The sequence below is a fragment of the Pseudoalteromonas sp. SR41-7 genome (assembly GCF_014163935.1).
Classification (GTDB): Bacteria; Pseudomonadota; Gammaproteobacteria; order Enterobacterales; family Alteromonadaceae; genus Pseudoalteromonas; species Pseudoalteromonas distincta.
On the sequence record NZ_JACJEF010000001.1, the window covers coordinates 192,539 to 219,527 of the forward strand.

At 39.1% G+C, this 26,989-nt stretch carries 27 protein-coding genes; 8 read left to right on the forward strand and 19 right to left on the reverse strand.

All coding sequences use genetic code 11. The features are described from left to right. Positions 1 to 85: 85 nt before the first annotated feature. The 4 genes from H5092_RS00885 to rlmD all read right to left on the reverse strand — a co-directional run bounded on the left by H5092_RS00885 (position 86) and on the right by rlmD (position 6,173). Entirely contained in the window at positions 86 to 1,720 is a 1,635-nt protein-coding gene (locus H5092_RS00885; RefSeq protein WP_033020682.1) for a CTP synthase, read from the reverse strand. A gap of 162 nt (positions 1,721 to 1,882) precedes the next feature. Beyond that, a complete protein-coding gene (gene mazG, locus H5092_RS00890; protein ID WP_182732734.1) occupies positions 1,883 to 2,680 on the reverse strand; it encodes a nucleoside triphosphate pyrophosphohydrolase in 798 nt (265 codons plus the stop codon). Positions 2,681 to 2,682: 2 nt separating this feature from the next. Next, positions 2,683 to 4,839 (reverse strand): GTP diphosphokinase, encoded by a 2,157-nt coding sequence (gene relA, locus H5092_RS00895; RefSeq protein ID WP_182732735.1) that lies wholly within the window; start codon positions 4,837 to 4,839, stop codon positions 2,683 to 2,685. An 8-nt stretch (positions 4,840 to 4,847) separates the two neighbouring features. Further along, a complete protein-coding gene (gene rlmD / locus H5092_RS00900; RefSeq protein ID WP_182711524.1) occupies positions 4,848 to 6,173 on the reverse strand; it encodes a 23S rRNA (uracil(1939)-C(5))-methyltransferase RlmD in 1,326 nt (441 codons plus the stop codon). A 109-nt stretch (positions 6,174 to 6,282) separates the two neighbouring features. Here rlmD and barA point away from each other — a divergent pair, with 109 nt between their 5' ends. Beyond that, on the forward strand, positions 6,283 to 9,057 hold the full coding sequence (gene barA / locus H5092_RS00905; protein WP_182696100.1) for a two-component sensor histidine kinase BarA: 2,775 nt from the start codon (positions 6,283 to 6,285) through the stop codon (positions 9,055 to 9,057). A gap of 81 nt (positions 9,058 to 9,138) precedes the next feature. Here the strand turns inward: barA and pdxJ are convergent, their stop codons facing one another. The 10 genes from pdxJ to rpoE all read right to left on the reverse strand — a co-directional run bounded on the left by pdxJ (position 9,139) and on the right by rpoE (position 17,848). Further along, a complete protein-coding gene (gene pdxJ, locus H5092_RS00910; RefSeq protein ID WP_002958712.1) occupies positions 9,139 to 9,870 on the reverse strand; it encodes a pyridoxine 5'-phosphate synthase in 732 nt (243 codons plus the stop codon). Between the two features lie 22 nt (positions 9,871 to 9,892). Then, the gene (gene recO, locus H5092_RS00915; RefSeq protein ID WP_002958713.1) at positions 9,893 to 10,585 is read right to left on the reverse strand and encodes a DNA repair protein RecO; all 693 of its coding nucleotides are present in this window, start codon (positions 10,583 to 10,585) and stop codon (positions 9,893 to 9,895) included. A 20-nt stretch (positions 10,586 to 10,605) separates the two neighbouring features. Next, positions 10,606 to 11,538 (reverse strand): GTPase Era, encoded by a 933-nt coding sequence (gene era / locus H5092_RS00920; RefSeq protein ID WP_002958714.1) that lies wholly within the window; start codon positions 11,536 to 11,538, stop codon positions 10,606 to 10,608. Beyond that, positions 11,528 to 12,205 (reverse strand): ribonuclease III, encoded by a 678-nt coding sequence (gene rnc, locus H5092_RS00925; RefSeq protein ID WP_002958715.1) that lies wholly within the window; start codon positions 12,203 to 12,205, stop codon positions 11,528 to 11,530. Before rnc ends, era begins: the two co-directional genes overlap by 11 nt. A gap of 2 nt (positions 12,206 to 12,207) precedes the next feature. Further along, positions 12,208 to 13,143 carry a signal peptidase I gene (gene lepB, locus H5092_RS00930; protein ID WP_182711521.1) on the reverse strand — a complete coding sequence of 312 codons (936 nt, stop codon included), beginning with the start codon at positions 13,141 to 13,143 and terminating at the stop codon, positions 12,208 to 12,210. Between the two features lie 16 nt (positions 13,144 to 13,159). After that, on the reverse strand, positions 13,160 to 14,947 hold the full coding sequence (gene lepA / locus H5092_RS00935; RefSeq protein ID WP_002958717.1) for a translation elongation factor 4: 1,788 nt from the start codon (positions 14,945 to 14,947) through the stop codon (positions 13,160 to 13,162). A 275-nt stretch (positions 14,948 to 15,222) separates the two neighbouring features. Next, positions 15,223 to 15,672: a SoxR reducing system RseC family protein gene (locus tag H5092_RS00940; RefSeq protein ID WP_182732736.1), complete on the reverse strand. Its 450-nt coding sequence runs from the start codon at positions 15,670 to 15,672 to the stop codon at positions 15,223 to 15,225. A gap of 20 nt (positions 15,673 to 15,692) precedes the next feature. Next, complete coding sequence (locus H5092_RS00945; protein WP_024594972.1) at positions 15,693 to 16,643, reverse strand: MucB/RseB C-terminal domain-containing protein; 951 nt, start codon at positions 16,641 to 16,643, stop codon at positions 15,693 to 15,695. Positions 16,644 to 16,647: 4 nt separating this feature from the next. Continuing rightward, positions 16,648 to 17,265 carry a sigma-E factor negative regulatory protein gene (locus H5092_RS00950; protein WP_002958720.1) on the reverse strand — a complete coding sequence of 206 codons (618 nt, stop codon included), beginning with the start codon at positions 17,263 to 17,265 and terminating at the stop codon, positions 16,648 to 16,650. 1 nt (position 17,266) lies between these two features. After that, positions 17,267 to 17,848 carry an RNA polymerase sigma factor RpoE gene (rpoE, locus tag H5092_RS00955; RefSeq protein ID WP_002958721.1) on the reverse strand — a complete coding sequence of 194 codons (582 nt, stop codon included), beginning with the start codon at positions 17,846 to 17,848 and terminating at the stop codon, positions 17,267 to 17,269. Positions 17,849 to 18,093: 245 nt separating this feature from the next. On the opposite strand from rpoE, the gene nadB reads away from it, so the two are divergent. Further along, the gene (gene nadB, locus H5092_RS00960) at positions 18,094 to 19,704 is read left to right on the forward strand and encodes an L-aspartate oxidase (RefSeq protein WP_154903488.1); all 1,611 of its coding nucleotides are present in this window, start codon (positions 18,094 to 18,096) and stop codon (positions 19,702 to 19,704) included. Here the strand turns inward: nadB and H5092_RS20565 are convergent. Together H5092_RS20565 and H5092_RS00965 are read right to left on the reverse strand one after the other, a co-directional pair. Then, positions 19,679 to 20,035, reverse strand: coding sequence for a hypothetical protein (locus H5092_RS20565; RefSeq protein ID WP_024597157.1), 357 nt, complete (start codon positions 20,033 to 20,035; stop codon positions 19,679 to 19,681). The genes nadB and H5092_RS20565 overlap by 26 nt on opposite strands. Before the next feature lie 55 nt (positions 20,036 to 20,090). Continuing rightward, complete coding sequence (locus tag H5092_RS00965; protein ID WP_182732737.1) at positions 20,091 to 20,342, reverse strand: succinate dehydrogenase assembly factor 2; 252 nt, start codon at positions 20,340 to 20,342, stop codon at positions 20,091 to 20,093. A 164-nt stretch (positions 20,343 to 20,506) separates the two neighbouring features. Here H5092_RS00965 and H5092_RS00970 point away from each other — a divergent pair, with 164 nt between their 5' ends. After that, positions 20,507 to 21,418, forward strand: coding sequence for a folate-binding protein YgfZ (locus tag H5092_RS00970; RefSeq protein ID WP_002958725.1), 912 nt, complete (start codon positions 20,507 to 20,509; stop codon positions 21,416 to 21,418). A 12-nt stretch (positions 21,419 to 21,430) separates the two neighbouring features. Continuing rightward, on the forward strand, positions 21,431 to 21,916 hold the full coding sequence (locus H5092_RS00975; RefSeq protein WP_002958726.1) for a peptidylprolyl isomerase: 486 nt from the start codon (positions 21,431 to 21,433) through the stop codon (positions 21,914 to 21,916). Positions 21,917 to 21,958: 42 nt separating this feature from the next. Here H5092_RS00975 and H5092_RS00980 read toward each other — a convergent pair whose 3' ends face one another. The 3 genes from H5092_RS00980 to H5092_RS00990 are packed head-to-tail and all read right to left on the reverse strand — an operon-like array spanning position 21,959 to position 23,642. Further along, positions 21,959 to 22,441, reverse strand: a complete 483-nt coding sequence (locus H5092_RS00980) for a hypothetical protein (RefSeq protein ID WP_002958727.1) — start codon at positions 22,439 to 22,441, stop codon at positions 21,959 to 21,961. Positions 22,442 to 22,466: 25 nt separating this feature from the next. Continuing rightward, a complete protein-coding gene (locus H5092_RS00985) occupies positions 22,467 to 23,279 on the reverse strand; it encodes a DUF481 domain-containing protein (RefSeq protein ID WP_024597159.1) in 813 nt (270 codons plus the stop codon). A gap of 42 nt (positions 23,280 to 23,321) precedes the next feature. Beyond that, the gene (locus H5092_RS00990; protein ID WP_002958729.1) at positions 23,322 to 23,642 is read right to left on the reverse strand and encodes an HI1450 family dsDNA-mimic protein; all 321 of its coding nucleotides are present in this window, start codon (positions 23,640 to 23,642) and stop codon (positions 23,322 to 23,324) included. A gap of 367 nt (positions 23,643 to 24,009) precedes the next feature. Here H5092_RS00990 and H5092_RS00995 point away from each other — a divergent pair, with 367 nt between their 5' ends. The 4 genes from H5092_RS00995 (at position 24,010) to H5092_RS01010 (ending at position 26,843) form a co-directional block, all read left to right on the forward strand. Then, the gene (locus H5092_RS00995) at positions 24,010 to 24,807 is read left to right on the forward strand and encodes a crotonase/enoyl-CoA hydratase family protein (RefSeq protein ID WP_182732738.1); all 798 of its coding nucleotides are present in this window, start codon (positions 24,010 to 24,012) and stop codon (positions 24,805 to 24,807) included. Between the two features lie 71 nt (positions 24,808 to 24,878). Beyond that, positions 24,879 to 25,232: a CidA/LrgA family protein gene (locus tag H5092_RS01000; protein ID WP_010553207.1), complete on the forward strand. Its 354-nt coding sequence runs from the start codon at positions 24,879 to 24,881 to the stop codon at positions 25,230 to 25,232. Then, entirely contained in the window at positions 25,225 to 25,968 is a 744-nt protein-coding gene (locus H5092_RS01005) for an LrgB family protein (RefSeq protein WP_182720282.1), read from the forward strand. The genes H5092_RS01000 and H5092_RS01005 overlap by 8 nt, the downstream gene beginning before the upstream one ends. A gap of 38 nt (positions 25,969 to 26,006) precedes the next feature. Then, positions 26,007 to 26,843 carry a mechanosensitive ion channel family protein gene (locus tag H5092_RS01010; protein ID WP_002958733.1) on the forward strand — a complete coding sequence of 279 codons (837 nt, stop codon included), beginning with the start codon at positions 26,007 to 26,009 and terminating at the stop codon, positions 26,841 to 26,843. Positions 26,844 to 26,989 lie beyond the last annotated feature (146 nt).

Here is a 26,989-nt window from a genome sequence, read left to right on the forward strand (position 1 = left end):
TGAGTTCAGCTAACTTTACTACGTTTTATATAGCTTAGTCAGCCCTTAAAACAAAAAAGCCGTGCAATATGCACGGCTTTTAAAATTACGAATTCGCTTTTTGGTGGATGTGCGCAGCTGCTACAAACCCTTCAAATAACGGATGACCATCACGTGGCGTTGACGTGAATTCCGGATGGAACTGCGCGGCAATAAACCATGGGTGATCTTTATTTTCGATAATTTCTACCAGTTTTTTATCTTCTGATAAACCAGTAAAGCTTAAGCCTGCTTTTTCAAGTATTTCTACGAAGTTATTATTTACTTCGTAGCGATGACGATGACGTTCAACAATTTCGTCGCTGCCATATACTCCATGTACTTTAGAACCAGGCGTTAAATGACACTTTTGTGCGCCTAAACGCATAGTGCCACCTAAATCAGATTTTTCGCTACGTGTTTCAACATTACCTTCAGCATCTAGCCATTCAGTAATTAAGCCAACTACAGGCGCTTCTGAATTTGCATTAAATTCTGTAGAGTTTGCATCCGTTAAACCTGCAACATTACGTGCATATTCAATTAATGCTACTTGCATCCCTAAACAAATACCTAAGTATGGTACTTTATTTTCACGTGCATATTTAGCTGCTAAAATTTTACCTTCAACACCACGTCCGCCAAATCCACCCGGTACTAAAATAGCATCTAAGTGTGAAAGTAATTCAACACCTTTGCTTTCTAAGTCTTGTGAATCTACGTATTCAATGTTGATTGTTAGGCGGTTTTTAAGACCCGCATGCTTTAATGCTTCGTTAACCGATTTGTACGCATCTGGTAATTCAATATATTTACCAACCATACCAATGGTCACTTCACCCGTTGGGTTAGACTCTTGATAAAGTACTTGTTCCCACTCAGCTAAATCAGCTTCTGGTGGATCTAAGTGAAAACGACGACATACAAAGTTATCTAATTCTTGTGTTTTTAATAACGCAGGAATTTTATAAATGCTGTCTACATCGGGTAGTGAAATAACCGCTTTTTCTTCTACGTTTGTGAATAATGAGATTTTTGCACGCTCATTATTAGGTAGTTTACGGTCTGAACGACAAATAAGAATATCTGGTTGAATACCTACTGAGCGTAACTCTTTAACAGAGTGCTGAGTTGGTTTCGTTTTAACTTCACCGGCAGGGCCTAAAAATGGCACTAGCGTTAAGTGAATAAATAGCGCGCGTTCGCGGCCAATTTCAGTTCCCATCTGACGAATTGCTTCAATAAACGGTTGTGATTCAATATCACCTACAGTGCCGCCAATTTCTACAATAGCAATATCATAACCTTCAGCACCGTCGTATACACGCTGCTTAATATCGTTAGTGATATGTGGAATAACCTGAATAGTAGCACCTAGGTATTCACCACGGCGCTCACGACGTAATACGTCTTCATATACACGGCCTTGTGTGAAGTTATTACGACTAGTCATTTTGGTACGGATAAAACGCTCGTAGTGACCTAAATCAAGGTCAGTTTCTGCGCCGTCTTCTGTAACGTAAACTTCACCGTGTTGAATTGGGCTCATTGTGCCTGGGTCAACGTTGATGTAAGGATCCAGCTTTAAAATGGTAACATTTAAACCACGGGCTTCTAAAATAGCGGCCAGTGAAGCTGCGGCAATACCTTTACCCAACGAAGAAACAACTCCGCCAGTAACGAAGATAAATTTTGTACTCATGCGAACCCTAGAATATCAGGAATTAAAAGGAATATAACACCCAAAGAAGAGCCTAAGGGTATATCATCAAGACGGGGCGAAATTGTACCAAAACACTGCTTATCAATCCAGCTAAAATTAGCTAATACGCGCACAAAAAATGTGCACTATTTAACATTAAGCCTATTTTACTTTTTTAATCGCATCCCACGCACTATCCATCTCTTCAAAGGTTGCTGTATCTAAGCTTTTACCTTGCGCATGCAAATAAGCGTTTACCTTTTCAAAACGCGCTGAAAACTTATCATTAGCGCTACGAAGCAGTTGTTCGGGATCTCGTTTAACATGGCGTATAACATTAACAGTGGCAAAAAGTAAGTCGCCGAGCTCTTCCGCTGTATGATCAGATAGCGGGTCTTGCTCAATCGCTTCTTTTACTTCAAGCACTTCTTCACTCACTTTATCTAGTGCACCATGATACGTTGGCCAATCAAAGCCAAGGGAAGCCACGCGTTGTTGAATTTTTTTGGCTTTACTTAAGCTTGGCATACTGCCAGGAATATCTTGCCAAAAAGAAGGGGGTTCGGTTTGCGCTCTAGCACTTCGCTCCTGTGCTTTGATTGCTTGCCACTGCTGCGATAATTGATCGTCTGTTAAATCTTTTTTTTCACCAAACACATGCGGGTGACGACGGGTAAGCTTATCGTTTAATTGCTCTACTAGATCATTAAAATCAAATAGATTTTGCTCTTGTGCAAGTTGCGCATAAAAAACTATTTGAAATAGCAAATCACCCAATTCACCTTTAAGCTCATCTAAGTTGCCTGATTCAATACAGTCGGCAACTTCGTACGCTTCTTCTAGCGTATGCGGCACAATAGATTTAAAATCTTGCTTGAGATCCCACGGACAACCGCCCTTGGGATCTCGCAGTGTTTTCATTATGCTAAGAAGTTGTGTAAGCGCTGTATTATCATTCATGATTAATGACCACGCTTGGCATCATGTACACCTTCAATTTGGTGTAATTTAGAAAGAACACGGTTAGTACCCGATAAGTCATGTACTTCTATTTGCATTGTAAATATAGCTAACTGATTATCTTCAACCGTATTTACGTTCATGTTTAAAACATTTACTTTTTCGTTAGCAAGTACTGAGCTTATATCGCGTATCAACCCTGAACGATCGGTGGCTTCTATTTTAATACTTAGTGCGTACGAGCCGTTAATATCATCTGACCAACTTACCGAAATAACACGCTCAGGATGCTGGTTTTTTAAGTTATTAAACGAATCACAGTCTTCCTTATGAACACCTATTCCTCGACCTTGGGTTATATAACCTATTATTTCATCGCCAGGTACTGGGCGACAGCACTTGGCTACATGGCTCATTAAGCTGCCAACACCATCAACCACAATGCCGTTTTTATCACCAGTTACTTTACTTGGTGCTTTAATGCGAATAACCGGCTCATCTTCTGTCCGATCACTTACAAAGTTAAGCATTTGATTGAGGCGAACATCGCCCGCACCAATCGCAACCATTAAGTCATCCAGCTCTTTAAAGTTAAAACGCTTAATGGCTGGCTCTAAATCTTTATATGTTAAATTGAGCTTTTGTAGTTCGCTGTCGAGAATTTCTTTCCCCGCACTTAAGTTTTTGTCGCGGTCGAGCTGTTTAAACCAGTGGTGGATTTTAGCTCTAGCACGGGATGACTTAATGTATCCTAATGACGGGTTTAACCAATCACGACTTGGATTTGGTTGTTTTTGGGTGAGTATTTCTACCTGATCCCCTGTTGTAAGTTGATGCGTAAACGGCACTATTTTGCCGAATATTTTTGCACCAATACAACGATGCCCCACATTTGAGTGGATGTAGTAAGCAAAATCAAGCGGTGTAGCGCCAAGTGGTAAATCAATAATATCGCCGCTTGGGGTAAATATATATACGCGGTCTTCTACTACTTGGTTTTTAAGCTCTTCTGCTAAATCGCCACCATCAACCACTTCTTCTTGCCATTGGAGTAGTTTACGCAACCAGCTAATTTTTTGCTCATAACCCGAGCCGCGCCCTGGTAATGCACCTTCTTTGTACATCCAGTGTGCAGCCACCCCTAACTCAGCATCTTGATGCATGTCGCTGGTACGAATTTGTATCTCTACCGTTTTACCTTCAGGTCCAAATACCACGGTATGAATTGACTGATAGCCGTTTTGTTTTGGGGTTGCTACATAGTCGTCAAACTCTTTATTAAGATGACGCCAATTGGTGTGCACAATGCCCAGCGCACCGTAGCAGTCTTGCAATCGTTCAACGACGATACGCATTGCCCGAATATCAAAAAGCTGATCAAACTCGTAGTTTTTTTGCTGCATTTTTTTATAAATGCTGTAAATGTGCTTAGGACGGCCATAAACCTGGGCCTCTATGCCCGCTTCACTTAAACGATTTTTTACTTGCTCAACCATATCTTCCATGTAGGCTTCGCGTGCAAGACGTTTGTCGTCAAGTTGTTTGGCTATGCTTTTATAGGTGCCTGGGTGCAAATATCTAAACGATAAATCTTCCAGTTCCCATTTTAATTGCCCTATTCCTAATCTGTTTGCCAATGGTGCAAAAATATCAGCCGTTTCTTTAGCGGCAATGACGCGGTCTTCTTCATCCGCATTTTTTACATTGCGTAAATGACATACCTGCTCGGCAAGCTTAATGACCACGGCGCGCACATCTTCAACCATGGTTAATAACATTTTTCGAATATTATCAACTTGCATAGTGCCTTTACCTTGATGCGATAAAGTACTAATAGTGGCCATTTGTGCAACCCCAGTTAACAGCATGGCTATGTTATTCCCAAGCTGCTCTTCGATGGTTTCAAGCGATATTAAGTCGTTTAAAAAATACGGGGTTAAATACGCAGTAGCTAACGATTCGGGGTCGAGATTTAGCTCAGCTAAAATTTCAACCATTTCGATTGCAGTAGTTTGCCTGCTTTCACTATCACATTTTACGCAGAGCGCTTGGGCTTTAGTAAGTAGCTCTGTTTTTTCTTCAGACAAGGCAAGAAATGAAAGCCGAGTGCTAAAATCTGTTGTCTCATCTTGTTGATGTGATTGTCGTGTAGCTACCATAATGCGTTCTACCTCCGTTGAAATAACGCCATAGTTTCAATATGCCCTGTATGAGGAAACATATTCATTAGCCCAATTTTATTAAGATCAAAGCCAGCTTGTGAAATAATTGCGCTGTCACGGGCTAAAGTAACAGGGTCACAAGAGACATATAAAATAGTTTTAAACTGCTTTAAAGGTAATTCCTCTAATACAGCCATAGCACCAGTCCTCGAAGGATCGAGTACAAGCACATCTAAGTTTTTGCTAAACCATGGGGCGCTCTGTATGCTTTGGGTTAAATCAAAGCAATGAAACTGCGCATTGGTAATAGAGTTAGTTTGCGCATTTTGAGCAGCCATTGCAACCGCTGAAGTCACACCTTCTACACCAATTACAGATTTTGCTTGTTTTGCTAACACTAATGAGAAATTACCAATCCCACAAAATAAATCCAATAAATTTTCATCACCTTTTAAATCAAGCCAATTTGCAGCTTGCTTTAACATAGCTTCGTTAACTTGCGCATTTACCTGAATAAAATTACCTAAACCAAATTCAAATTTTAGATCAAATTCTTTAAGATAATAAAATGGCATGGCTAAGTGTGAATGTTCTATTGCATCGCTCTCGCTTTGCCATACAATTTTAAACTGCTGGCTTTTTGTTATGTGCTCAACCAAAGCCTTTGTATCATCATTAATTGCTTTAGTGTGACGAATAACAACAAAGTTTTGTTTATCACTTTGGCATAACTGTAAATGGCTTATACTGTGCAGTGCTTTGTGTTGATTAATTAAATCATCAAAAAGTGTGAAAACATCTGTAAATACTTCATCAAGTACTGCACATTTATTAATACTCACAATATTTTTTGAGCCACTTGCTCTGTAACCCACGCGCATTTTTTTAGCTGCTTTATCAAACATAACAGCTATACGAGCGCTGCGTCTGTAATGCACAGGTTTACTTAATAATGGGGTTTGCCAGTTTAAGCTGTTTAATTTAGCAAACTTACTAAATAACTGAGTAACTGCAGTTTGTTTTTCTACAACTTGTTGGCTTACTTCTAAATGCTGTAATTGGCAACCACCACACTGATTATAGTGCTCACAAAAAGCATCTACTCTTGATTCACTCGCTTGAATAACTTTAGTTACTTTTGCACTACTGTATTTAGCTTTATCTTCGACGAGTGTTGCTTTGACTGTTTCGTTTGGTAATGCACCGCTTACAAAACATACTTTATTGTTATGTTTAGCAATGCCACGCCCTTGATGATCCATTCCCGTTATAGTCAATTCTAGTGTTTGTTGCTTTAACGGTTTTTTTTTCGCTTTAAAAATTTGCGCCATTAGGCATTACCTTAACTTTATTTATGAAGCACCTATATTTAGATGCTTTAGAATGCGTGTTGAACCGTATATACTCAAGTCATACTAATAACGATAAAACGCTCTCATTATGACCAAATTAGGCTTACGCGATTCTGTTTTAACACTGACCCTGATCCCAACGGTGATCATAGGATTACTACTTGGTGGCTATTTTACAATAAATCGTTACATTGAGCTTGATGAAATTTTATATCAGCAAGGCACTACTATTTCTGAGCCACTTGCTATTGCGCTTGAGCAACCCATGCTCGAAAAAAACAAACAGCTATTGAATCGTCTTATAAGCTACACACATAACAAGCACTCCCCTACAATTAAGTCGATTGCAATTTTTGATAAAAATAATGCGCTATTAATGACCAGTAATTATCACCGCTCATTTGAAAAGTTAATTAATCAAAAAACGCTCATAAATTTAAAAACGACCCGTGTGCAAAAGTCAGATGAGCTTGTTACATTCTTCACGCCCATTATTAACCATACAAGTCACGACTCTAAATGGGATCCATCGGCTTTTCAGTCATCTTTGGGCACCGTTATTATACAGCTAAACAAAGACCAAGCAGTTATAGGGCAACAACGAGCTTTATTAATTAGCGGTATTGTAATTATTTTATCATTGGTGTTTGCAGCAATTTTAGCTTTAAAGTTAAGCCGCATGTTTATGACGCCGCTTAATAAGTTAGTACTTGCAACCGACAAGTTAGTTGAAGGTAAAAGAAGTACTGGCCTTAACGACAACATGATTGGTGAGTTTGAGTTACTTCGAGAAGGCTTAAACACCATTGCTCACACTATGGTGATGCAAAAAGATGAAATGCAAAAAAATATTGATCAAGCAACAAGCGACTACCGCGAAACACTAGAGCAATACGAAACGTCAAATATAGAGCTCTCGTTTGCAAAAAAAGAAGCGCAAGATGCTAACCGTGTAAAATCAGACTTTTTAGCTAAAATGAGTCACGAGCTTCGTACTCCGTTAAACGGTGTTATTGGATTTACACGCCAGCTTTATAAAACACCGCTGAATAAACATCAAAAAGATTACCTCGACACTATTATGCTCTCAGCAAATAGTTTAATGACTATTATTAGCGACATTTTAGACTTCTCCAAACTAGAAGCGGGGGCAATGGAGCTTGAGTCGATTCAGTTTCAACTTCGTGATGCTGTAAATGAAGTAATGACACTACTCGCTCCTAGCGCACACGATAAGCAATTAGAGCTATCCATTTACATTAACCAACAAGTACCGGATGACTTAACAGGCGATCCCACTCGCTTTAAACAAGTCTTAATAAACCTGTTAAGTAATGCGATTAAATTTACCGAAAAAGGCTCTATTAAGGTCGACATAAGCCATCGGTTACTCGACGACGAACGCACTTCTTTACTTGTGTCAGTAACAGATACTGGCGTGGGTATACCTATGGATAAGCAAGACTCTTTATTCACTCCATTTGGGCAAGCAGACTCAAGCATTACACGTAAGTTTGGTGGTACAGGCCTTGGTCTTATTATTACCAAGCATATTGTTGAAGCAATGAGTGGTCGTATAACGTTAAATTCTGCGCCTGGTAACGGTACCTGCTTTACATTCAATAGTGTGTTTAGTTTGCCAAATCACGTATTTACAAATGACTTACCGACTAAATCGCTCATTGGTAAGCGTATCTTATATTTAGAGCCACATGAGCATACGCACCATGCCGTACTTTCGTTATTAACCCAGTGGGAATCAAACGTTACGGCATGCTTTAACGAAACTAGCTTTTTAGACGCTATAAAAAATACTGAACATAAATATGACGTTTGCTTAATTGGCCATATGGCATCAGTTGATGATATGCAGCAACTAAAAAGCTATGTAAAAGCCGTGCGTGAATCTACTGATTACTTATATTTAATGCTTAATACTGTATCGCACAATATGCGAGAAGCCTTTATAGGCAGCGGAGCTGATGCATGTTTAAGTAAGCCACTTAATCACCGTAAGTTATGTGAAGTACTTGCAGCACCTTACAGACTTGACCACCCGACTCATAATATTGAACAAAACGATCAAGCTCTACTGCCGTTAAAAGTATTGGTTGTTGATGATAACGATGCTAATTTAAAACTTCTCCATACTTTGTTAAGTGAACAGATTGAAGTAATAGAAACGGCTCATAATGGTTCACAGGCATACAGTTTAAGTAAAAGTCATAAATACGACATAATTTTTATGGATATACAAATGCCAATTATGGACGGTATAACCGCATGTAAGCTTATACAAGAATCATCACTTAATGAAGACACACCCATTATCGCTGTAACGGCACACGCCCTTCAAAGCGAAAAAGAGCAACTACTAAAAGATGGCTTTAAAGGCTATTTAACTAAGCCTATTGATGAAGATATGCTTAAACAAATTATTAGCGACCATAGTCCACAGACTCCTGTTAATCGTGACAAAGCTAAAACAGATATACCACAAAGTCCTGCACCATTTCAAAGTAGTCGAATTGATTGGGCACAAGCCCTGCAGCGTGCTGGCGGAAAGAGCGAGTTAGCGCTAGAGATGCTTAACATGCTACTTTTAAGTGTCCCTGAGACCCTTACATTACTTGCTAAAGCAATAGAGAGTAACGATTGCCAGCAAGTGTTAAGTATTGTTCATAAATTTCATGGTGCATGTTGTTACACTGGTGTACCAAAACTTAAATCACTCGCAGAAACAATCGAAACATCGCTTAAAAATAAATGCTTGTTAGAGAATATTGAACCTGAATTATTTGAGTTACAAGATGAGCTTGAAAACCTACTTGCAGATGCAAGTGTGACCGAACTGCAAAGATAAGCTTTGAATTTTAGATACAAAAAAACGCGGTATTTACCGCGTTTTTTTATTAAGCTTTTTAAATACTTATGTTTGCTTATCTTACATTCTTGCTTCAATCATTAATCGTTTCATGTCGCGTACGGCTTTATCGAGCCCATCTATCGCTGCACGAGCAATAATAGCGTGACCAATATTTAGCTCATAAATCTCAGGCATTGCAGCGATTGGTTTCACGTTATGATAATGAAGACCATGGCCAGCGTTAACAATCAAACCTAAGCTTGCTGCGTATTTAACACCTTCACGAATGTGCTCTAACTCTTTGTGTAAATCAGTATCATTTGTGGCATCAGCGTACGCGCCTGTGTGTATTTCTACATAAGGAGCACCACATTCTTTGGCTGCATCTAACTGTGCTTTATCTGCATCAATAAATAGCGATACTTTAATACCCGCTTCGGTAAGCGTTTTTGTTGCTGCTTTAATTTTATCTATATTACCGGCTACGTCTAAGCCACCTTCGGTTGTTAATTCTTCGCGCTTTTCAGGTACTAAACACACGTACTCAGGTTTTACTTCAAGCGCGATTTTTATCATTTCATCGGTAACAGCGGTTTCAAGATTCATACGAGTTTGAATGGTTTTAGCCATTACATAAACGTCGCGATCTTGAATATGGCGTCTGTCTTCACGTAAGTGAATCGTAATACCGTCTGCGCCTGCATGCTCTGCTACACTGGCTGCATGAGCTGGATCTGGATAGCTTGTTCCACGCGCTTGGCGAAGTGTTGCAATATGATCTACGTTTACACCCAAAAGAATATCTTTCATTTTCTTACCTGTAAAATTACGTTTATTGAGAGGCCATAAATAGCTCGCGGCTTTTTAATGGTTTACTACCTAATAAGGGTTTTAATAAATAGCGACTTAATTGCTTTGCCATATATAGCACATCATTTTGGCTAAAGTCATGATTTGCTATGGCGTTGAGTTGTTTGCCACTAAATCCAGAACGTGTATCTTCTTGTACTAAAAAACCAAGTTCGGGGAAATAACTATACGTCTGCTTTTCATCTATTGGTTCACCACTGGCGTCAAAACTAAAATCCACGCCATAACCGAGTAATTCCAATAGTTGAAACTCGTATGAGCGAAGCACCTCTTGTAAATTAGCCCCGCTGTTTAGGTTTGATAGATGAGTTTTATATAGCTCAAATACTTGTTCAATTGGCTCGTTAACAGGAACGATACGATTTGTAAGCTCATTTAAATAAAAACCACAATAAAGCTCATCACCTTTTAAAAAGTGCGAGTTCCCATGCAGTTCAAACTTATTGATATATTTTAAATCGTACTTGCCACTGTAATTAACAAGCAGTGCCTGAAACGGCTGAAGTTGTGCTTTATGTTTAGTGGCCTGGCGACCACTAATTCGGGCCAGCATTCTTAACTGACCAACGCCTTCTACAAGCATATCTAACATTACTTGGGAGTCACTATAAGGACGCCGATGTAATAAATACGCGGTGTAGAAGTCGCTATCCATTCACTAAGCTACTGCTTGGTCTAGTCTTCACTGTAACCTAAGCTTCTTAGTGCACGTTCATCGTCAGCCCAACCCGACTTAACTTTAACCCAAAGCTCTAAGAATACTTTGTTATCAAGCATTTCTTCTATGTCTTTACGGGCTTCACGACCAATGGTTTTTAGCTTTTCGCCTTTATTACCAATAACCATGCGTTTTTGTGTTTCACGCTCAACAAGAATCAACCCGTTGATATGCCAAATACCGTTGTCTTGCCATTTAAACTGCTCAATTTCAACAGTTACAGAATACGGCAATTCTTCGCCCATAAAACGCATTAGTTTTTCACGAATTACTTCAGCTGCCATAAAGCGCATTGAACGGTCAGTTACATAATCTTCCGGAAAGTAAAATTCGCAAGGAGGTAAGCGTTTAGTTACTTCTGCTTTGATTAAATCAACATTTTTACCTTGCGTTGCCGATACTGGCATAATTCCAACAAAATCAAACTTGTCACTTAACCACTTCATATGAGGCAACACAAGGTCACGGTCTTTAACTTGGTCTATTTTATTAATAACCAATAATACCGGCTTACCACTTTGCGATACTTTATTAAGTACCATGTCGTCATCGGCATTCCAATGAGTGCCCTCAACTACAAAAATAATAAGCTCAACATCGCCGATAGAACTAGACGCGGCACGGTTCATTAAACGGTTAATCGCACGTTTTTCTTCAACGTGTAGACCTGGTGTATCTATGTATACCGCTTGGTGTTTACCTTCGGTATGAATACCCATAATACGATGACGCGTGGTTTGTGGTTTACGTGAGGTAATACTCACTTTTTGCTCAATAATTTCATTAAGCAAAGTCGACTTACCTACGTTCGGGCGCCCTACAATAGCAACCATTCCACAAAACGTATCTACATCACCTTCATGAGGCTGTATTAGGGTATCAAGGTTCATTTTTAAGTATCTTCAATGCTTTTTCAGCAGCTTTTTGTTCGGCTTTACGGCGCGAGCTACCTACAGAAATTATGCTATCCATTCCATCAACAATACATTCGACCGTGAATGTTTGATTGTGTGCTTGGCCTTTGGTATCAACCACAGTGTAACCCGGTAAAGATAATTTACGGGCTTGCAAATACTCTTGCAGCAGGGTCTTCGGATCTTTTTGGTTAAGCCCTGGTGAAATAGCATCTAATCGTGATTCGTACCATGACAATATAAGATCGCCACAGCTATCAATACCTGAATCTAAAAATGCAGCGCCAATAATAGCTTCTACTGCATCAGCAAGCGTTGACTCGCGACGGAATCCGCCACTTTTAAGCTCGCCCGGCCCTAAGCGTAAATAATCGCCTAGGCCAAATTCAAGACCAAACTCGGCAAGTGTCTGACCACGCACAAGCGTTGAGCGCATGCGGCTTAAATCGCCTTCACGCGCTTTAGGAAATTTGGCATAAAGTGCATTGGCAATCACAAAGCTTAAAATAGAGTCGCCTAAAAATTCTAGTCGCTCATTATGCTGGCCTTTGTGGCTGCGGTGCGTCATTGCTTGCTCAAGTAAACCTTGATCGGCAAATTCATAGCCAATTTTTTTATATAATTCTGTTACATTTTTTTTCATCGTTACTGAATATTACCTAGGCGCTCAAAGCGAACACCAGTTGGAACCCATCCTGGTAAAATATCATCAGGGCCATTCTCAAATTCAAAACTCATCCATATAAAGACAGCTTTACCCACCAAGTTTTCTTTTGGTACAAAGCCCCAAAAGCGACCATCTTGGCTGTTGTCGCGGTTATCACCCATCATAAAATAATGATCAGCAGGAACAGTCCATTCATCAGAAGGCGTGCCCGGTTGCTGGTAGTAACGCCCTTTTCTCTCAGGCGCTTGTGGGTTGATTAATATATCATGCGTAACTGTTGTTAAATTTTCATTTACACGAGCTAGAGGCATTGGGCCTTGTTTAAATTCGTTATCATTAATTAGTTTAAAATCAATTTTATTGAATTCATTACATAAAAGCTCACCCTGCTGGGTTTCGCCTTCTTTACAATTTGGCTGAATATATAAACGTTTATCGCGATAAACAATTTTATCGCCAGGTAAACCAATTGTACGTTTAATATAGTCAACATTTTCATCTAAAGGGTATTTAAAAACAACAATATCACCACGCTCAGGCTGCCCAATCTCAACTAATTGAGTACGCCAAACAGGGTCTTTTATTCCATATGAATACTTTTGTACTAAAATAAAATCACCTACTAATAATGTAGGCATCATTGAACCGGATGGAATTTGAAACGGTTCAAAGATAAATGATCTAAAAATAGTAATTGCTGCAATCATCGGGAAAATCGACTTTGCTGTTTCTGTTAGTACTGGTTCTGGTGCAATTAATGCCGCAGTTTCTTCATCTAACGGAGCTCCAGCAGACGTTTGCGCTATCGCTAAGCGCTCCTGTCTTTTAGGTGCATACATTAAGTGATCTATTAACCATATTAAGCCTGAGCCTAAAGTTAATAACACCAATAAAACTGAAAAATAACCAGCCATTTATAATCCTTTGTTTTTATTTGCCAACTTTTAAAATAGCTAAAAACGCTTCTTGAGGCACTTCAACATTACCTACTTGCTTCATACGTTTTTTACCATCTTTTTGCTTTTTAAGTAGCTTTTTCTTACGGCTCACATCACCACCGTAACACTTAGCAATTACGTTTTTACGTAATTGTTTTACCGTGGTACGGGCAATAACATGTTGTCCGATAGCAGCTTGAATCGCTATATCAAACATTTGACGTGGGATAAGCTCTTTTAACGCATCAGCTAACTGGCGACCACGAGACTGTGCACCATCTCTGTGAACAATTATCGCAAGTGCGTCAACGCGCTCACCATTGATTAAAATATCAACACGCACCATATCTGATGTTTGAAAGTGTTTAAAGTTATAATCAAGCGACGCAAAACCACGGCTAGTTGATTTTAATTTATCAAAGAAATCCATCACCACTTCAGCCATAGGTAGCTCGTACGTTACAGCTACTTGCTTTCCGTGATAAGTCATTTTTGTTTGGCTACCACGTTTTTCAATACACAAAGTAATAACGTTACCTAGGTATTCTTGTGGTACCAAAATATTAGCTTCAACAATCGGCTCACGAATCTCTACAATATCGTTTACTGCAGGCAAATCAGATGGATTATCAATCTGAAATGTACCTTCTTTAGTAACTATCTCATAGATTACCGTAGGTGCTGTTGTAATTAAATCAATATCGTATTCACGCTCTAAACGCTCTTGAATGATTTCCATGTGTAGCATACCTAAAAAGCCACAGCGGAAACCAAAGCCTAGTGCAGTTGAATTCTCTGGTTCAAAGAATAACGACGCATCGTTTAAGCTTAATTTATTAAGTGCATCACGGAACGATTCATACTCATCTGATGCAATTGGGAACATACCCGCATAAACCTGAGGCTTAATTTTTTGAAAGCCAGGTAAGCGAAGTGGAGCTGCATTTTTTTGATGAGTAATAGTGTCACCTACTGGCGCACCATGTATCTCTTTAATACCAGCAATAACAAACCCTACTTCACCTGTTCTTAAAATACCGGTGTTGGTTTGCTTAGGAGTGAACACACCTACTTGGTCGGCAGTATGTATATGCTCGTTCGACATTATTTTTATTTTGTCGCCAGTGCGTAATTCACCGTGCTTAATACGCACTAGTGATACAACGCCTTGGTATGGGTCAAACCAAGAATCGATAATAAGTGCTTGTAAAGGTGCATCTTTGTCGCCTACTGGCGGCGGTACATCTTTAACAATCATTTCAAGAACTTCAGCAATACCTACACCTGTTTTAGCGCTACACTGCACTGCATCAAGGGCATCAATACCAATAATCTCTTCAATTTCTTCTGCAACACGTAAAGGATCCGCTTGCGGTAAATCGATTTTATTAAGTACTGGAATTACTTCTAATTCCATTTCAATAGCGGTGTAACAGTTAGCTAGTGTTTGTGCTTCAACGCCTTGGCCTGCATCAACAACAAGCAACGCGCCTTCACAAGCAGCTAAAGATCGTGAAACTTCATACGTAAAATCAACGTGTCCTGGAGTATCAATGAAATTAAGTTGGTAGGTTTCGCCGTCGTTCGCTTTGTAATTCAACGTTACACTTTGCGCTTTAATGGTAATACCACGTTCGCGCTCAATATCCATTGAATCCAAAACTTGTTTTTGCATTTCACGGTCGGTTAAACCGCCACAAACTTGGATCAAACGATCTGAAAGGGTCGATTTACCATGGTCAATATGGGCGATGATCGAAAAATTACGGATATGCTTCATAAACTGGATTCTATACTTCTATTTTAATGGACTAAATATGAATACCTAAGTGACTTGAAAATACTTGCTTTAGGATGCCATAAGCTAAATTTGTATATAACAAACTGTACTTATGCTTTTTAAGATGGGTTACAACCATTTTATGTATTGAATAACAATAAGTTATATTTACTTAACTTAAATAATTCAGCCAGATAAAATAATTTAAAAAACCACGGTTCCCTGTATTTCCAAGTTACTTTGGTATAAAACGGCAATTTTACATTTAATTGGCGTCAATCACCATCTATTTGAGTTAAAGGGATACTAATTGGGTGAATTTTTATAACTTTTATATCGTGCTTTAGAGATTTCACGCGAGTTTTAGCTATAAAAAAGCCAGTAACGCCACCTAGAGCAGCAGCTAAAATCTGCCAGCCTTCGGAAGCTATAAACAATTGCGCCGCAATAAATGCAAAAACAAGACTCAAAAGGAGCGGTAGCATGTAAACCGCAAAAGCATGCTTAACAACATGACTATCATCTAGTGACAAAGTGACCTTTTGCCCTATTTCTACTGAGGATTCAAATTTATAAGGAAAGGTTTTTTTTGCAGTGCCAAATAATTTACTAAACACTTGTGAGCCGCAACGACCATTGCAGCCTTCACAAGCTTGTTTTTGCTGTGCTTCTAAATGAGCAATGTGGCCATCGAGGGCCACAACAGTGAGGGTTTGTTCAATCATAACAATCCTTACGGAATCGTCTATAGTGCGCGGGTAACTGACTCTGCAATCGCTTTTGCTGTCATACTCGGTACATTACCAACAACCGATACATCAAAATTACCGCCATTATGCACATATACTGTCGTTGCACCAGAAGTGAGTGCTCCACTTAAACGCTTACCTGGTAATGGGCGCTGAATAAATACAGAAACCTCAACAAAACCATCAGAGAACAAGTAATAATCAGTTAATTCGTTATTTAAATCGAGCTTATGTCTGTCTGATTTTAGCAACTCAAAGCCATCTGGTAACCAACTGATTTTCCAATTAGTGGCAGTACTATCTTCATTTATAAGTGCATTGTTTGGCAAAGGCGTTGGAAAGTTTCGATTGAGCACTTCAACTAGCATACCGGCTGGCTGCTCTGTCACACTAATATGTGTAAGCTGTAACTGCTCTAAGGCTTCACCTTCATGGTTAACGTACGCGGCTTTTAGTAACAACGACGATTCCATATCCAACCAAATCCAGTAATTATATTTATACTCGTCTTTAGATTCAATGCGAACAAGTTGCGCTGCACGCCCTGCAATACGCCCTTTTCCGCCTAGTACAAAATCATAGTGCGCACTTAAGCGGTCTATATCTTTAAATAGTACTTCAGGGATTGGACCTGCTATTGAATCTGTTTTTAGAGAATATGGTTCAGACTGAGGTTCAAAATAAGTAACTTGATTATCGATACGGACCATTTCAAGCCCAGCACCGTTAAGTAAACTTAAATGCTCAAGTTCGGTGTCACCTTGTAAAGCATGCACCCATCGGTAGGGTTCCATTGTTTTACCTTTGACAACCACAAACGAGGCGTCAAAATTACGGGTGTGAACGGCATTAGCCATTTTGAGTAATAAATCTTTGGCAGGATTTGTGTCGTTGGCAAATGCATTAAAGCTTACTACCAACGACAGAACAAAAGTGATTACTTTCATTTAATTAGTTTTTTTCCTCAGACGCTTTGGTATTAGTTTGCGCTGTTTCTAAAGAATTCGCAACTCGTGCTTGGCGTTGATGCTCAAGAACTAACGCACCAATACGCTGTTGCTGTAGTTCACGTAAACCTTGCTCAGCATTTTCAAGCGCAGGCTCAGACGAATAACTTACTGGCGAGGCCATACCCGCTAGCGGTGTGGTTTGCAGTAATGGAATTTCACTTTGCTGCTCATTGTTACTTTGAGGAAGCGTATTAACGCCCACAATAGCAAACATCGCTACACTTGCTGCAATAGCTAATTGAGCAACTGGTTTGCGCCAATTAAAAGCGACTACTTTATTATCTTGTACTGTTTCAGTGATTGCTTGAGGCTGTGTTTTTGACTGACTAAAATCAGCATAAACAGGCTCGCTTTCTAGTGCTAATGCAACGCGATCGCTAATATCAATATGTATGTCGTTATTATTTTTTTGAGCACGCATCGCATCACCAATTAACGCATAACGGCCAAACGTAGTTACATCTTGCTCTGCAATTTTTGCATCAGTTAGATGTTGCTCGCCATCAAGTAATGCCGATAACGCTTCGTTATCTAACTTGTTAAGGTGTGCTTTTGTCATACTAAGACTCGCCTATTAATGGGTTTAATTTGTTATCTATTGCTTCACGGGCACGAAATATACGCGAACGCACAGTCCCGACTGGGCAATCCATTACCACTGCTATTTCTTCATAGCTCATCCCTTCTATTTCTCTAAGGGTGATTGCGGTTTTAAGATCTTCAGGCAAACTATCAATCGTATTAAAAATAACAGCGCGTACTTCTTCGCTTAAAAGTAGGTTTTCAGGAGATGCATTCGATCGCATTGAATCTGCACAATCATAAAACTCGGCATCTTCAGCGTCTATATCATTTGCTGGCGGCTTACGCCCCTGGGCTACTAAGTAATTTTTAGCACAATTAACGGCAATACGGTATAACCACGTGTAAAAGGCGCTGTCACCTCTAAAGTTAGGAAGTGCACGGTAAGCTTTAATAAAAGCTTCTTGTGCTACATCAGCAATATCGCCTTGGTTAGATACATAACGTGAGATCAAACCTGCAATTTTGTTTTGATACTTCTTTACTAATAGGTTGAAGGCGTTTTTATCTCCTTGCTGGACCCTTTTTACTAGCACTAAATCTAATTCCTGCTCGCTCATTCGAGCCGGTACTCCTATGTCTGATTTTTGCTTGTTATTCATATTGTCGTCATTGTTCACAAATACTCTGACCTCTTTATGAATAAAAAGTTCTGCTTAATATTATTTTTTTATAAAATAGATGATAATAACGGCGCTAAGCCTTTAAAATCACTACGTAGTAGTATGACAAATATGATACAACTACAGATATTAAAAACAAATATTGCTCTATATGAGCATTGTAACCGCAAAGTACCTCTGACATGAACCAAAATAAACATCACATTGCAGATGTCGCTATTATAGGTAGCGGCGCAGCAGGCTTATCACTTGCATTATCTCTAGCTAATTATTGTAACGTTACCGTGATCAGTAAAGGAGCGCTTACCGAAGGTTCTACTTTGTATGCCCAAGGCGGTATAGCTGCTGTATTTGATAAACAAAACGACAGCATAGAATCTCATGTTGAAGATACACTCGATGCAGGCGGCGGTTTATGCGATAGAGACGCTGTTCATTATACCGCCAGCAATGCCCACGATTGCCTACAGTGGTTAATCGACCAAGGCGTACCCTTTGATATGGAGTTTGATAGCAAAGGAAAAGAGCGTTTTCACTTAACACGTGAAGGTGGTCACAGCCATCGTCGTATATTGCATGCAGCCGATGCAACAGGCAAAGCGGTGCAAACAACACTTATCAGCCAAGTTAAAATTCATAAAAATATAACGCTTTTAGAGCAATACAACGCCATTGATTTAATCACAGATAAAAGCGCCGGAAAAACAGGCTCACACATTGAAGGCATGTATGTGTGGAACAAAAAAGCTAAAAAGGTAGAAACCATCTCAGCTAAATTTGTTGCTCTTGCAACCGGTGGTGCAAGTAAAGTGTATTTATATACATCCAATCCAGACGTATCAAGTGGTGATGGTATTGCAATGGCTTGGCGTGCAGGTTGTAAAGTTGCCAACATGGAATTTAATCAATTTCATCCAACAAGTCTTTATCATCCAGAGCTACAAAACTTTTTAATTACCGAAGCCATGCGCGGTGAAGGGGCTTATTTAAAGCGCCCTGATGGAACTCGGTTTATGAAAGACTTTGATAGCCGTGAAGAGCTTGCTCCACGCGATATAGTGGCACGCGCAATCGATTTTGAAATGAAGCGCTTAGGCGCCAATTGTGTTTATTTAGATATTAGCCACAAAGATAAAGACTTTATTATTGAGCACTTTCCTACTATTTACGCAAAATGCTTAAGTGTAGGCCTCGATATAACGAAAGAAGCAATCCCAGTTGTGCCTGCTGCGCATTACACCTGTGGTGGTGTAATGACTGACTTTAACGGCAAAACAGATCTCGATAACTTATATGCTGTAGGTGAAGTTGCTTACACAGGCTTACATGGTGCAAACCGTATGGCAAGTAATTCACTATTAGAGTGCATTGTATTTGCCCACGCTGCAGCTAAAGATATTTTAAGTAAAATTGAACATGCACCAGAGCCGATAGCGCTTCCTCATTGGGATGAGAGCCGTGTTAGTAACTCAGATGAAGAAATTGTTATTACCCATAACTGGCATGAACTACGTTTATTTATGTGGGATTATGTAGGTATTGTACGCTCTACTAAACGCTTAGAACGAGCACTGCATAGAGTTGAGTTGCTACAGCAAGAAATACACGATTACTATGCAAACTTTAGAGTAAGTAACAACTTACTTGAGCTTCGTAATTTAGTGCAAGTATCAGAGCTAATTATTAGAAGTGCTATGGAGCGAAAAGAAAGCAGAGGCTTGCATTACACTATTGATTACCCTGAACAAAGTGAAAACCCAACGCCGACTATTTTGACTCCAAAACGCAATTAATTGCGCCGACAGTGGCACGTTTTAGACGCGCATAACTTTGCTCATTAACGCCATTGGCTGAAATTATAAGCCAATGGTTGTTACTAAAACCTTTAATATGAAGCCATATATTATTACCATAAAATCGGCTTTTGTTACTTATTTCACCCTGAATTTTTAAGCTCTCGCCCTCAAATCTAAATAACTTTGGTTCTAATATTATAATTCCCTCATTTGGGTGGATTGCTAATACTTTGCGCCACATTATCAAGCCAGCTAGTGCATTTAGTATTAAACAAAAAAGCATGGCTAATAGTGAATCTAAAAATAAACATAATATAAAACTGAGCATACAAAAAAAGACCACAATTGGTTTGTGGTCAGCTTTATTATTTGTAACCGTAAACCTATACACGAACTCGGTCTAAGATCAGCGAAACCATACCGTTTAACTGCTCGTCTTTACATTCTTCATGACCCATAAACCATGCAAATAAGTCAGGGTCTTCTTCTGTTAGCAAACGCTGAAAGATAGCCTGTTGCTCTGCATTAAGCGAGTCGTATGCTTCTTCCACAAACGGCATAAACAAAACATCTAGCTCTAACATGCCACGACGACAAGCCCAACGAATACGTGCTTTACTATGAATTTCAACCATTTTAAACCTCATACTTAATTGACTCGAGTTTAACAAACACAAGCCTATTTAGCAGCTATTAATCTCTCATTAAATAATAAACCCGCACCAATAAGCGCTTGTCTGTACCATACGTAACAACTGCGTTATTATGTCACTTCATTTATATTGCAAAGAAGGTTTTTATGTCGAGCGTTTATGCATGTCCGTTATCTCATCAACTTATTAGCCTCTGCGGTGCTGATAAATTATCTTATTTGCACGGACAAATCACTCAAGATCTAAATAAATTAACCAGCAGTAATTATTTGTGGGCTGGCCATTGCAGCGCCAAAGGTAAACTTTGGGGTGTATTTAAATTATTTTCTTACCAAGATAGCTACTACCTTGCGGGTAGCCAAGCTGAAGTTGAAAAATCATTAGCTGAACTTAAAAAATACGCTGTATTTGCAAAAGTTGATATTACTGAATGCTCAAAGCGTTTAATTGGTTTAATTGGTGATGATTTATCGGATGTACTGGCACAACTTGATATTAGCTTTGAAGGCGATGCAAGCGCGTGTGATTTTACGAATGGTAAAGCGCTAAAATTAGCTGATAACCGTGTTTTAATAATGGTTGATAACCAATTTAGCATGCCTGATAACGTATCCACACTTGATAACGAAGCCCCTTGGCAACAAGCAGCGATGCTTGCCGGTGAGCCTCAGCTAAGTGCAGATGCAATTGGCGAGTACGTTCCTCAAATGGTAAACCTACATGCTATTGGCGGTATAAGTTTCAAAAAAGGGTGTTATACAGGTCAAGAAACCGTAGCCCGTATGAAGTACCTTGGTAAAAATAAACGTGCAATGTATATCGTTTCGGGGCAAAGCGAAGGGATTCTTTCAGAGCCTGATTTAGAAACCCAATTAGGCGAAAATTGGCGCCGTGCAGGTAAACTTATCGCACAAAGTTTTGATGAGCAAACAAATAAATTAACAGGCCTCGTTGTGTTGCCAAACGATACTGATGTAACTCAGGTACTTCGTGCAAAACACACACCTCAGGTGGAGCTAAGCATTCTGCCTCTACCCTACTCTCTTGAAGATGAATAAATAGGAATGACTATGATCGTTGCGGCAAACAAAGTGGTAAAAATGCATTATTCAGTAATGGATAATGATGGCAATAGCATTGATAACTCGTTCGGTGGTGAGCCACTACACTTTATCATTGGCACAGGCTATTTAATTTCAGGCCTAGAAAATGCTTTGCTGGGCAAGCAACCAGGCGACACGCTTAGCGTAAAGGTTGAACCTGAAGAAGGTTACGGCGAGCGCCACGAAAACCTAATGCAAGCAGTACCTAAATCAATGTTTGAAGGTATGGAAATTGAAGTTGGCATGCAATTTCGTGCATCAACAGATGATGGTGACCAATCAGTAATGATCATCGATATTCAAGATGAAGAAGTGATTGTAGATGGTAATAACCCACTTGCAGGTATAACACTTAACTTTGATGTAGAAATACTAGAAGTACGTGATGCTACAGAAGATGAATTAACTCACGGCCACGTACATGGCGAAGGTGGGTGTGGCCACGACCACTAATGCACTGCTAAACAGATAAAAAAAGCGCCTTAGGCGCTTTTTTTATATCATATTGTTACGCTTAACCGTTTCAGCTTTTGGCTTACTAGGCAGCGCGATAGATACGTTTTTTTCTTTTAAAGCAGCTAGTAAACCTTTTTGATCGTTTGTACCAACTCTATACAAGGTGCCATCTTTGAGCGTTAACTGTATTGCACTAAAGCCAGATACTGTATATACCCAACCATCATGAGTAATTCGCATACCAATACCGTGCCTGTAAGAGTTTTGAACTGCTTTTGCTTCTGCTACTTCGCTAAGCTCAATACTTTGCCCAGCAACGCCTGGACCAAACGCCCAGCTAATATTTTTATCATCTACTTTTACTGTTAGGCCATGGAACAAAAAGCCCACCAGCACTAAAATCCCAGTAAATATTATTAAAGGTCCATCAGCGCCTAACAAGTTCCACGCAAGCGCCACAAAACCGCCAATCCACGCTAATACAAAAAAGATAAACACCGCATACTGTTTATGCTGATACATAATATTCTCTAAATTAAATAAATACTTAAAAGCTGTATACCAATGTAGCACTCAGCTCTGAGTCAAACTTGAGTTTATCATCTTCGGGTTTTGAATTATAACGATACATGTAGGTAAATTTGAGTGATACCGCGCCAATCACTTGGCTTATCAGTGCGGTTTCCGATTTTAAGCGAGAATTAAGACCTGAAAGCGACTGCTCTATACTCACATCTTGATTAAAACGAGTACGCTTAGAGACCAAACGTTCCCACTGCATTGCAACACGTACTAAATAACCGGTTTTATCAATTTCATCTTCGCTCACATCCGAATCTTCATCGGCGACTGAACGGTATAAACCAGGTCCTATATCAATATCTACTTTGTTTTTAGAGCCTTGATATACACGCGCACCATAGCCTGTCGCCACCGTGCTTTTAAAATCAAGTCCACTAAACTCATCTTCTTCGTAATCACCGTAAATAAAAAATGAGGAGTTTTTAACACCTACTTTATAGTTACCTTGCGCTGATACAAAAATACGATTAGCTGTAACATCAGTGCCACCGCTTTCATCGTTTTCATCACGCTTATAAAGAGAGTCTATTTTAAATTGGTTACGCCACTTTTCAAAATCTTGGTATAAATTACCTTTGAGCTTAAAACTGGTCGAATTGGTGTTACCTTTACTTAGAATAAAACCAAATTCAGTATCACCGTAAAGCATATCACCTTTGTGTAACTCATGAATTTCTTCATCAGAGAGCTTGCCATATTCATGAAAATCTTCAAATGGATCAACAGCCCAACTTGGGCAGCTAATTATTAAAAAAATTAAAAATAAATACTTACGCACAACACTCTCTCTGCACACAATTATAAAAATAAGCGGTATTGCTTATTCACTCTCTTTCCATAAAATATGACAAAACGGAGCATCTTTATCACGACTAATCAAAATTTTAGCAAACAAAACATCATCATTTTCAAATTCTAAACCAACTAGCACCTGAATAAAGTGCTCTGGCTCAATCTCAAGGGCAACAAAATCTTGCCACTGATCGTCTGGCTCGTCTTCTTCGATAAAGCCTAGGTCTTCTCTAAACTCATTAAAGTCTTCAACATCTTTATCACTCAAGTTATTTGGCGCTAGCTCTAAAAAAATATCATAAGCTTGGTGAGTAGCTTCTTCTACCGTATATAAACGTGGACCCGACATATGTGCTTAACCTTAAGCTTTTAAGTTGCGCTATATTATCAAATCTCATCATCATTTTGATAAAAAAAAGCGTAAAACACTGACTTTTTTGTAACTGAGTCATGCTTTATTCAGCATACAGCTCAAACAATAAATAACAATTTAACTAACCCATTGAATATCAAGATTACTTTTTTAATTTAAGCTTAAAATAACAACGTAAAAAATTTTATTATCTCAAGTTCTAATTGTTTAGCTTTTTCTCATCTAAATCTAACCCTTTAAGACTACAGCTTTAGCAATAAATTCCATTTATTTAAAAAATACCGTCACTTTACTTAATTCTTATAACAACATAAGCTCAACTAACAGGTCAGAGGAGTGTGTAATGATAAAACTAGAAAAACAAAATGGCATTGCAACCGTCACGCTTAGCAGAGCAAAAAAACAAAACGCATTAAGCTTTGAAATGTTTGTAGAGCTAAACAAAGCCATTAAAAACATAAAAAGAGATCGCAGTATTCGTGCTGTAGTAATAAAAGGCGATGGCGAGCATTTTTGTGCAGGGCTTGATATATCAGCCGTAATGGCGGCACCATTGAATATTATAAAATTATTGCTTAAATGGTTACCTGGCAATCAAAATTTAGCGCAAAAAGTAGTATTAGGCTGGCAGTCACTGAGCGTGCCTGTTATTGCACAAATTGATGGCAACTGTTTAGGGGGAGGATTACAAATAGCGCTGGGTGCTGATTACAGGATTGTTCATATTGATGCCAAGCTTGCCATTATGGAAGCGCGTTGGGGCTTGTGCCCCGATATGGGCGCAAATGTAATGATGAGCGGTTTAGTTAAGCGTGACCAAGCACTTTGGCTTGCAAGCCACGCAAACCCAATCACAGCACAACAAGCAAATGAGCTAGGTTTAGTTACTCAGCTTACCGATGATACTCAACAAGCCACGCAAAACATGCTCAATACATTACTTGAGCGCTCACCCGATACGCTTGCTGCTATTAAACGTGTTACACAACTTAGCTATAAACCAAACCAACGAAAAATACTCGCTAAAGAAACTTTCAGCCAAATTCGCTTACTGCTAAACCCAAACACTAAAAAAGCAATTGCTAAAGCAAAAGGAAAAGGAAAAGCGGATATAACCTACGCAAATACAAAGCATTGGTAGACTATTGCACAATGCATAAAAGAGTTTGATTTGTTAAAGTTAAGCTCTTATCTTTTCTGTGAGCCACTTTGATGAAATATCTGCTCAGTAGCGCTATTATATTACTATGTTTAGCCTGCGCTAAACTCATTATGCACTTTATTGGTGGAAGCTTTCCTGCACCGCTACTCGCTATGGTTATTTTATTAGTTTTACTCTTATCGGGTATTGTAAAAGAGCAACATGTAAAACCATGCGCCTCCCCTATTTTAAATATTATGCCTATCTTTTTCATTCCAGCTGGCGTGGGATTTATTGAGCATCTCGGCCTTATAAAATCGCACTGGGCATTTTTAGCATCAGTTGTGGTGCTTGTCCCTATAACTACCTTATTGCTTGTTAGCAGTGTAATTGCGTACTTTAAGGGAAGAGAAAATAATGACTAATTTTACTTTTTCCGCTATTTCAGAGCTACAGCCTAATTTATGGTGGCTAAGTATTCCTTTCATTATTGTATTATTTTTAGCGCTAAGGGCCGTAAACCAAAGTATAAAAAGCAGCGTATTTAAATCGCTCACCAACCCCGTATTTTTAAGTATTAGTATTATTGCTTTATTACTCGTTAATCTAAATTTGCCTTATACGCAATTTGCCACGCACAGCAAATTACTAAGCTGGTTATTAGAGCCCGCAATTGTGGCTCTAGCGCTTCCTTTATATCAGCAGTTTACACACGTACGAAAAAATCTATTACTCATAGTCGCAACATGTAGCTTAGGCATTGTTAACGCAACCGTTGTGGCATTTTTGCTAAGCATATTATTTAACGCACCTGCCCAGCTAAGTGCATCTGTTGCCGCACTCAGTGTGACGACCCCAATATCTTTAATTGTTACCGACTCGTTAGGAGGGATTAGCTCACTTGCTGCGGCTTTAGTTATTTTTATTGGTTTATTAGGCGCTTTATTTGGTTTTATGCTTTTTAAACTCATTAATATTTTTAATCACGAATCTCAAGGCGTTGCCATGGGCACAGCTTGCCATGCAATTGGGACCGCTGCTGCTATTGCTGAGCATCCAAAAGTAGGCGCTTACTCATCAGTTGCAATGGCACTAAGTGCTTTATTAACAGCGATTATAGTGCCGCTCTTATATCCATTTTTAGTCAACATTTTGCTATAGTTGGAAAAATACAACATAGCCCTAACATAGAGCGCTTTATGATCAGTTCTGAAATCGAACAGTTTGAAAAATATTACACCATGCTTACTGAGTATATGGTTACCTACAGTATGCAAATTGTTGGCGCTATTTTTATCGTCCTCATTGGTTTGTGGATAGCACAAAAGCTTGCCAAATTTGTAGCCGCGTTAATGACCCGCCATAATGTTGACATTACGCTCACTAACTTTGTCAGTAGCGTGGTAAAAGTACTGCTCATTGTAATGGTTATAATTATTGCACTTGGCAAAATAGGTATCAGCGTTACACCATTTGTAGCAGCCATTGGTGCTGCATCTTTAGGTGCTGGTTTAGCGCTGCAAGGAATGCTTTCTAATTATGGTGCAGGCCTTGCCATTATAGCCACGCGACCTTTTGTTGTTGGTGATACTATTGAAGTTAAAAATGTAAGCGGCCAAGTTAAAACAATTGAGCTTGGCTACACTATTTTAATCAATGAAGAAAAAGTAGAAATCACCATTCCAAATAAGCACATAGTGGGTGAAATACTTCATAACTCATTTAGTTACTCATTGGTCAAAGGTGAAATAGATATAGCTTATAGTGCATGCTCTGATAACGCGATTAGCCTCATTGAAGACGTACTTAAAGCACATGAATTAGTCGCACAAAATCCGTTATCACAAGTGGGTATTGAACGCTTTGCCGATAGCGGTGTTACAATAAGCTACCGATATTGGGTGCCTACTACTAAAATTATCGAAACCAAACTGGCTATTAACGGTGGTGTTTATAAAGCAATTAATAACGCTGATATTGAAATTCCATTCCCTCAACGCGTCATTACAATTAACAAAGCCGACCTAGAAAGCTAATTTATTTTTATAGTGAGCTTGCACATCTGCAAGCTCATCCTTTCCTACCCCCTCTGCTCAGAATAAACTCAAATAGTTGTGTTATAGATTTATTTGCCATATAAATAGTGTTAATAAATATCAATACGCACTTAATTTTAATAATA

Coding starts and splice junctions, on each gene's coding strand:
- recO (WP_002958713.1), bottom strand. CDS start 10,585: ATGGATAGCGACTTCTACACCGCGTATTTATTACATCGGCGTCCTTAT.
- H5092_RS01005 (WP_182720282.1), top strand. CDS start 25,225: ATGACTAATTTTACTTTTTCCGCTATTTCAGAGCTACAGCCTAATTTA.
- rlmD (WP_182711524.1), bottom strand. CDS start 6,173: ATGGCGCAAATTTTTAAAGCGAAAAAAAAACCGTTAAAGCAACAAACA.
- rpoE (WP_002958721.1), bottom strand. CDS start 17,848: ATGAGCGAGCAGGAATTAGATTTAGTGCTAGTAAAAAGGGTCCAGCAA.
- H5092_RS00975 (WP_002958726.1), top strand. CDS start 21,431: ATGATCGTTGCGGCAAACAAAGTGGTAAAAATGCATTATTCAGTAATG.
- H5092_RS00950 (WP_002958720.1), bottom strand. CDS start 17,265: ATGACAAAAGCACACCTTAACAAGTTAGATAACGAAGCGTTATCGGCA.
- rnc (WP_002958715.1), bottom strand. CDS start 12,205: ATGAAAAAAAATGTAACAGAATTATATAAAAAAATTGGCTATGAATTT.
- nadB (WP_154903488.1), top strand. CDS start 18,094: ATGAACCAAAATAAACATCACATTGCAGATGTCGCTATTATAGGTAGC.
- era (WP_002958714.1), bottom strand. CDS start 11,538: ATGAACCTTGATACCCTAATACAGCCTCATGAAGGTGATGTAGATACG.
- H5092_RS00995 (WP_182732738.1), top strand. CDS start 24,010: ATGATAAAACTAGAAAAACAAAATGGCATTGCAACCGTCACGCTTAGC.
- H5092_RS00965 (WP_182732737.1), bottom strand. CDS start 20,342: ATGGTTGAAATTCATAGTAAAGCACGTATTCGTTGGGCTTGTCGTCGT.
- H5092_RS00945 (WP_024594972.1), bottom strand. CDS start 16,643: ATGAAAGTAATCACTTTTGTTCTGTCGTTGGTAGTAAGCTTTAATGCA.
- relA (WP_182732735.1), bottom strand. CDS start 4,839: ATGGTAGCTACACGACAATCACATCAACAAGATGAGACAACAGATTTT.
- H5092_RS20565 (WP_024597157.1), bottom strand. CDS start 20,035: ATGCTCAGTTTTATATTATGTTTATTTTTAGATTCACTATTAGCCATG.
- lepA (WP_002958717.1), bottom strand. CDS start 14,947: ATGAAGCATATCCGTAATTTTTCGATCATCGCCCATATTGACCATGGT.
- pdxJ (WP_002958712.1), bottom strand. CDS start 9,870: ATGAAAGATATTCTTTTGGGTGTAAACGTAGATCATATTGCAACACTT.
- H5092_RS00970 (WP_002958725.1), top strand. CDS start 20,507: ATGTCGAGCGTTTATGCATGTCCGTTATCTCATCAACTTATTAGCCTC.
- mazG (WP_182732734.1), bottom strand. CDS start 2,680: ATGAATGATAATACAGCGCTTACACAACTTCTTAGCATAATGAAAACA.
- H5092_RS01000 (WP_010553207.1), top strand. CDS start 24,879: ATGAAATATCTGCTCAGTAGCGCTATTATATTACTATGTTTAGCCTGC.
- barA (WP_182696100.1), top strand. CDS start 6,283: ATGACCAAATTAGGCTTACGCGATTCTGTTTTAACACTGACCCTGATC.
- H5092_RS00990 (WP_002958729.1), bottom strand. CDS start 23,642: ATGTCGGGTCCACGTTTATATACGGTAGAAGAAGCTACTCACCAAGCT.
- H5092_RS01010 (WP_002958733.1), top strand. CDS start 26,007: ATGATCAGTTCTGAAATCGAACAGTTTGAAAAATATTACACCATGCTT.
- H5092_RS00940 (WP_182732736.1), bottom strand. CDS start 15,672: ATGATTGAACAAACCCTCACTGTTGTGGCCCTCGATGGCCACATTGCT.
- lepB (WP_182711521.1), bottom strand. CDS start 13,143: ATGGCTGGTTATTTTTCAGTTTTATTGGTGTTATTAACTTTAGGCTCA.
- H5092_RS00980 (WP_002958727.1), bottom strand. CDS start 22,441: ATGTATCAGCATAAACAGTATGCGGTGTTTATCTTTTTTGTATTAGCG.
- H5092_RS00885 (WP_033020682.1), bottom strand. CDS start 1,720: ATGAGTACAAAATTTATCTTCGTTACTGGCGGAGTTGTTTCTTCGTTG.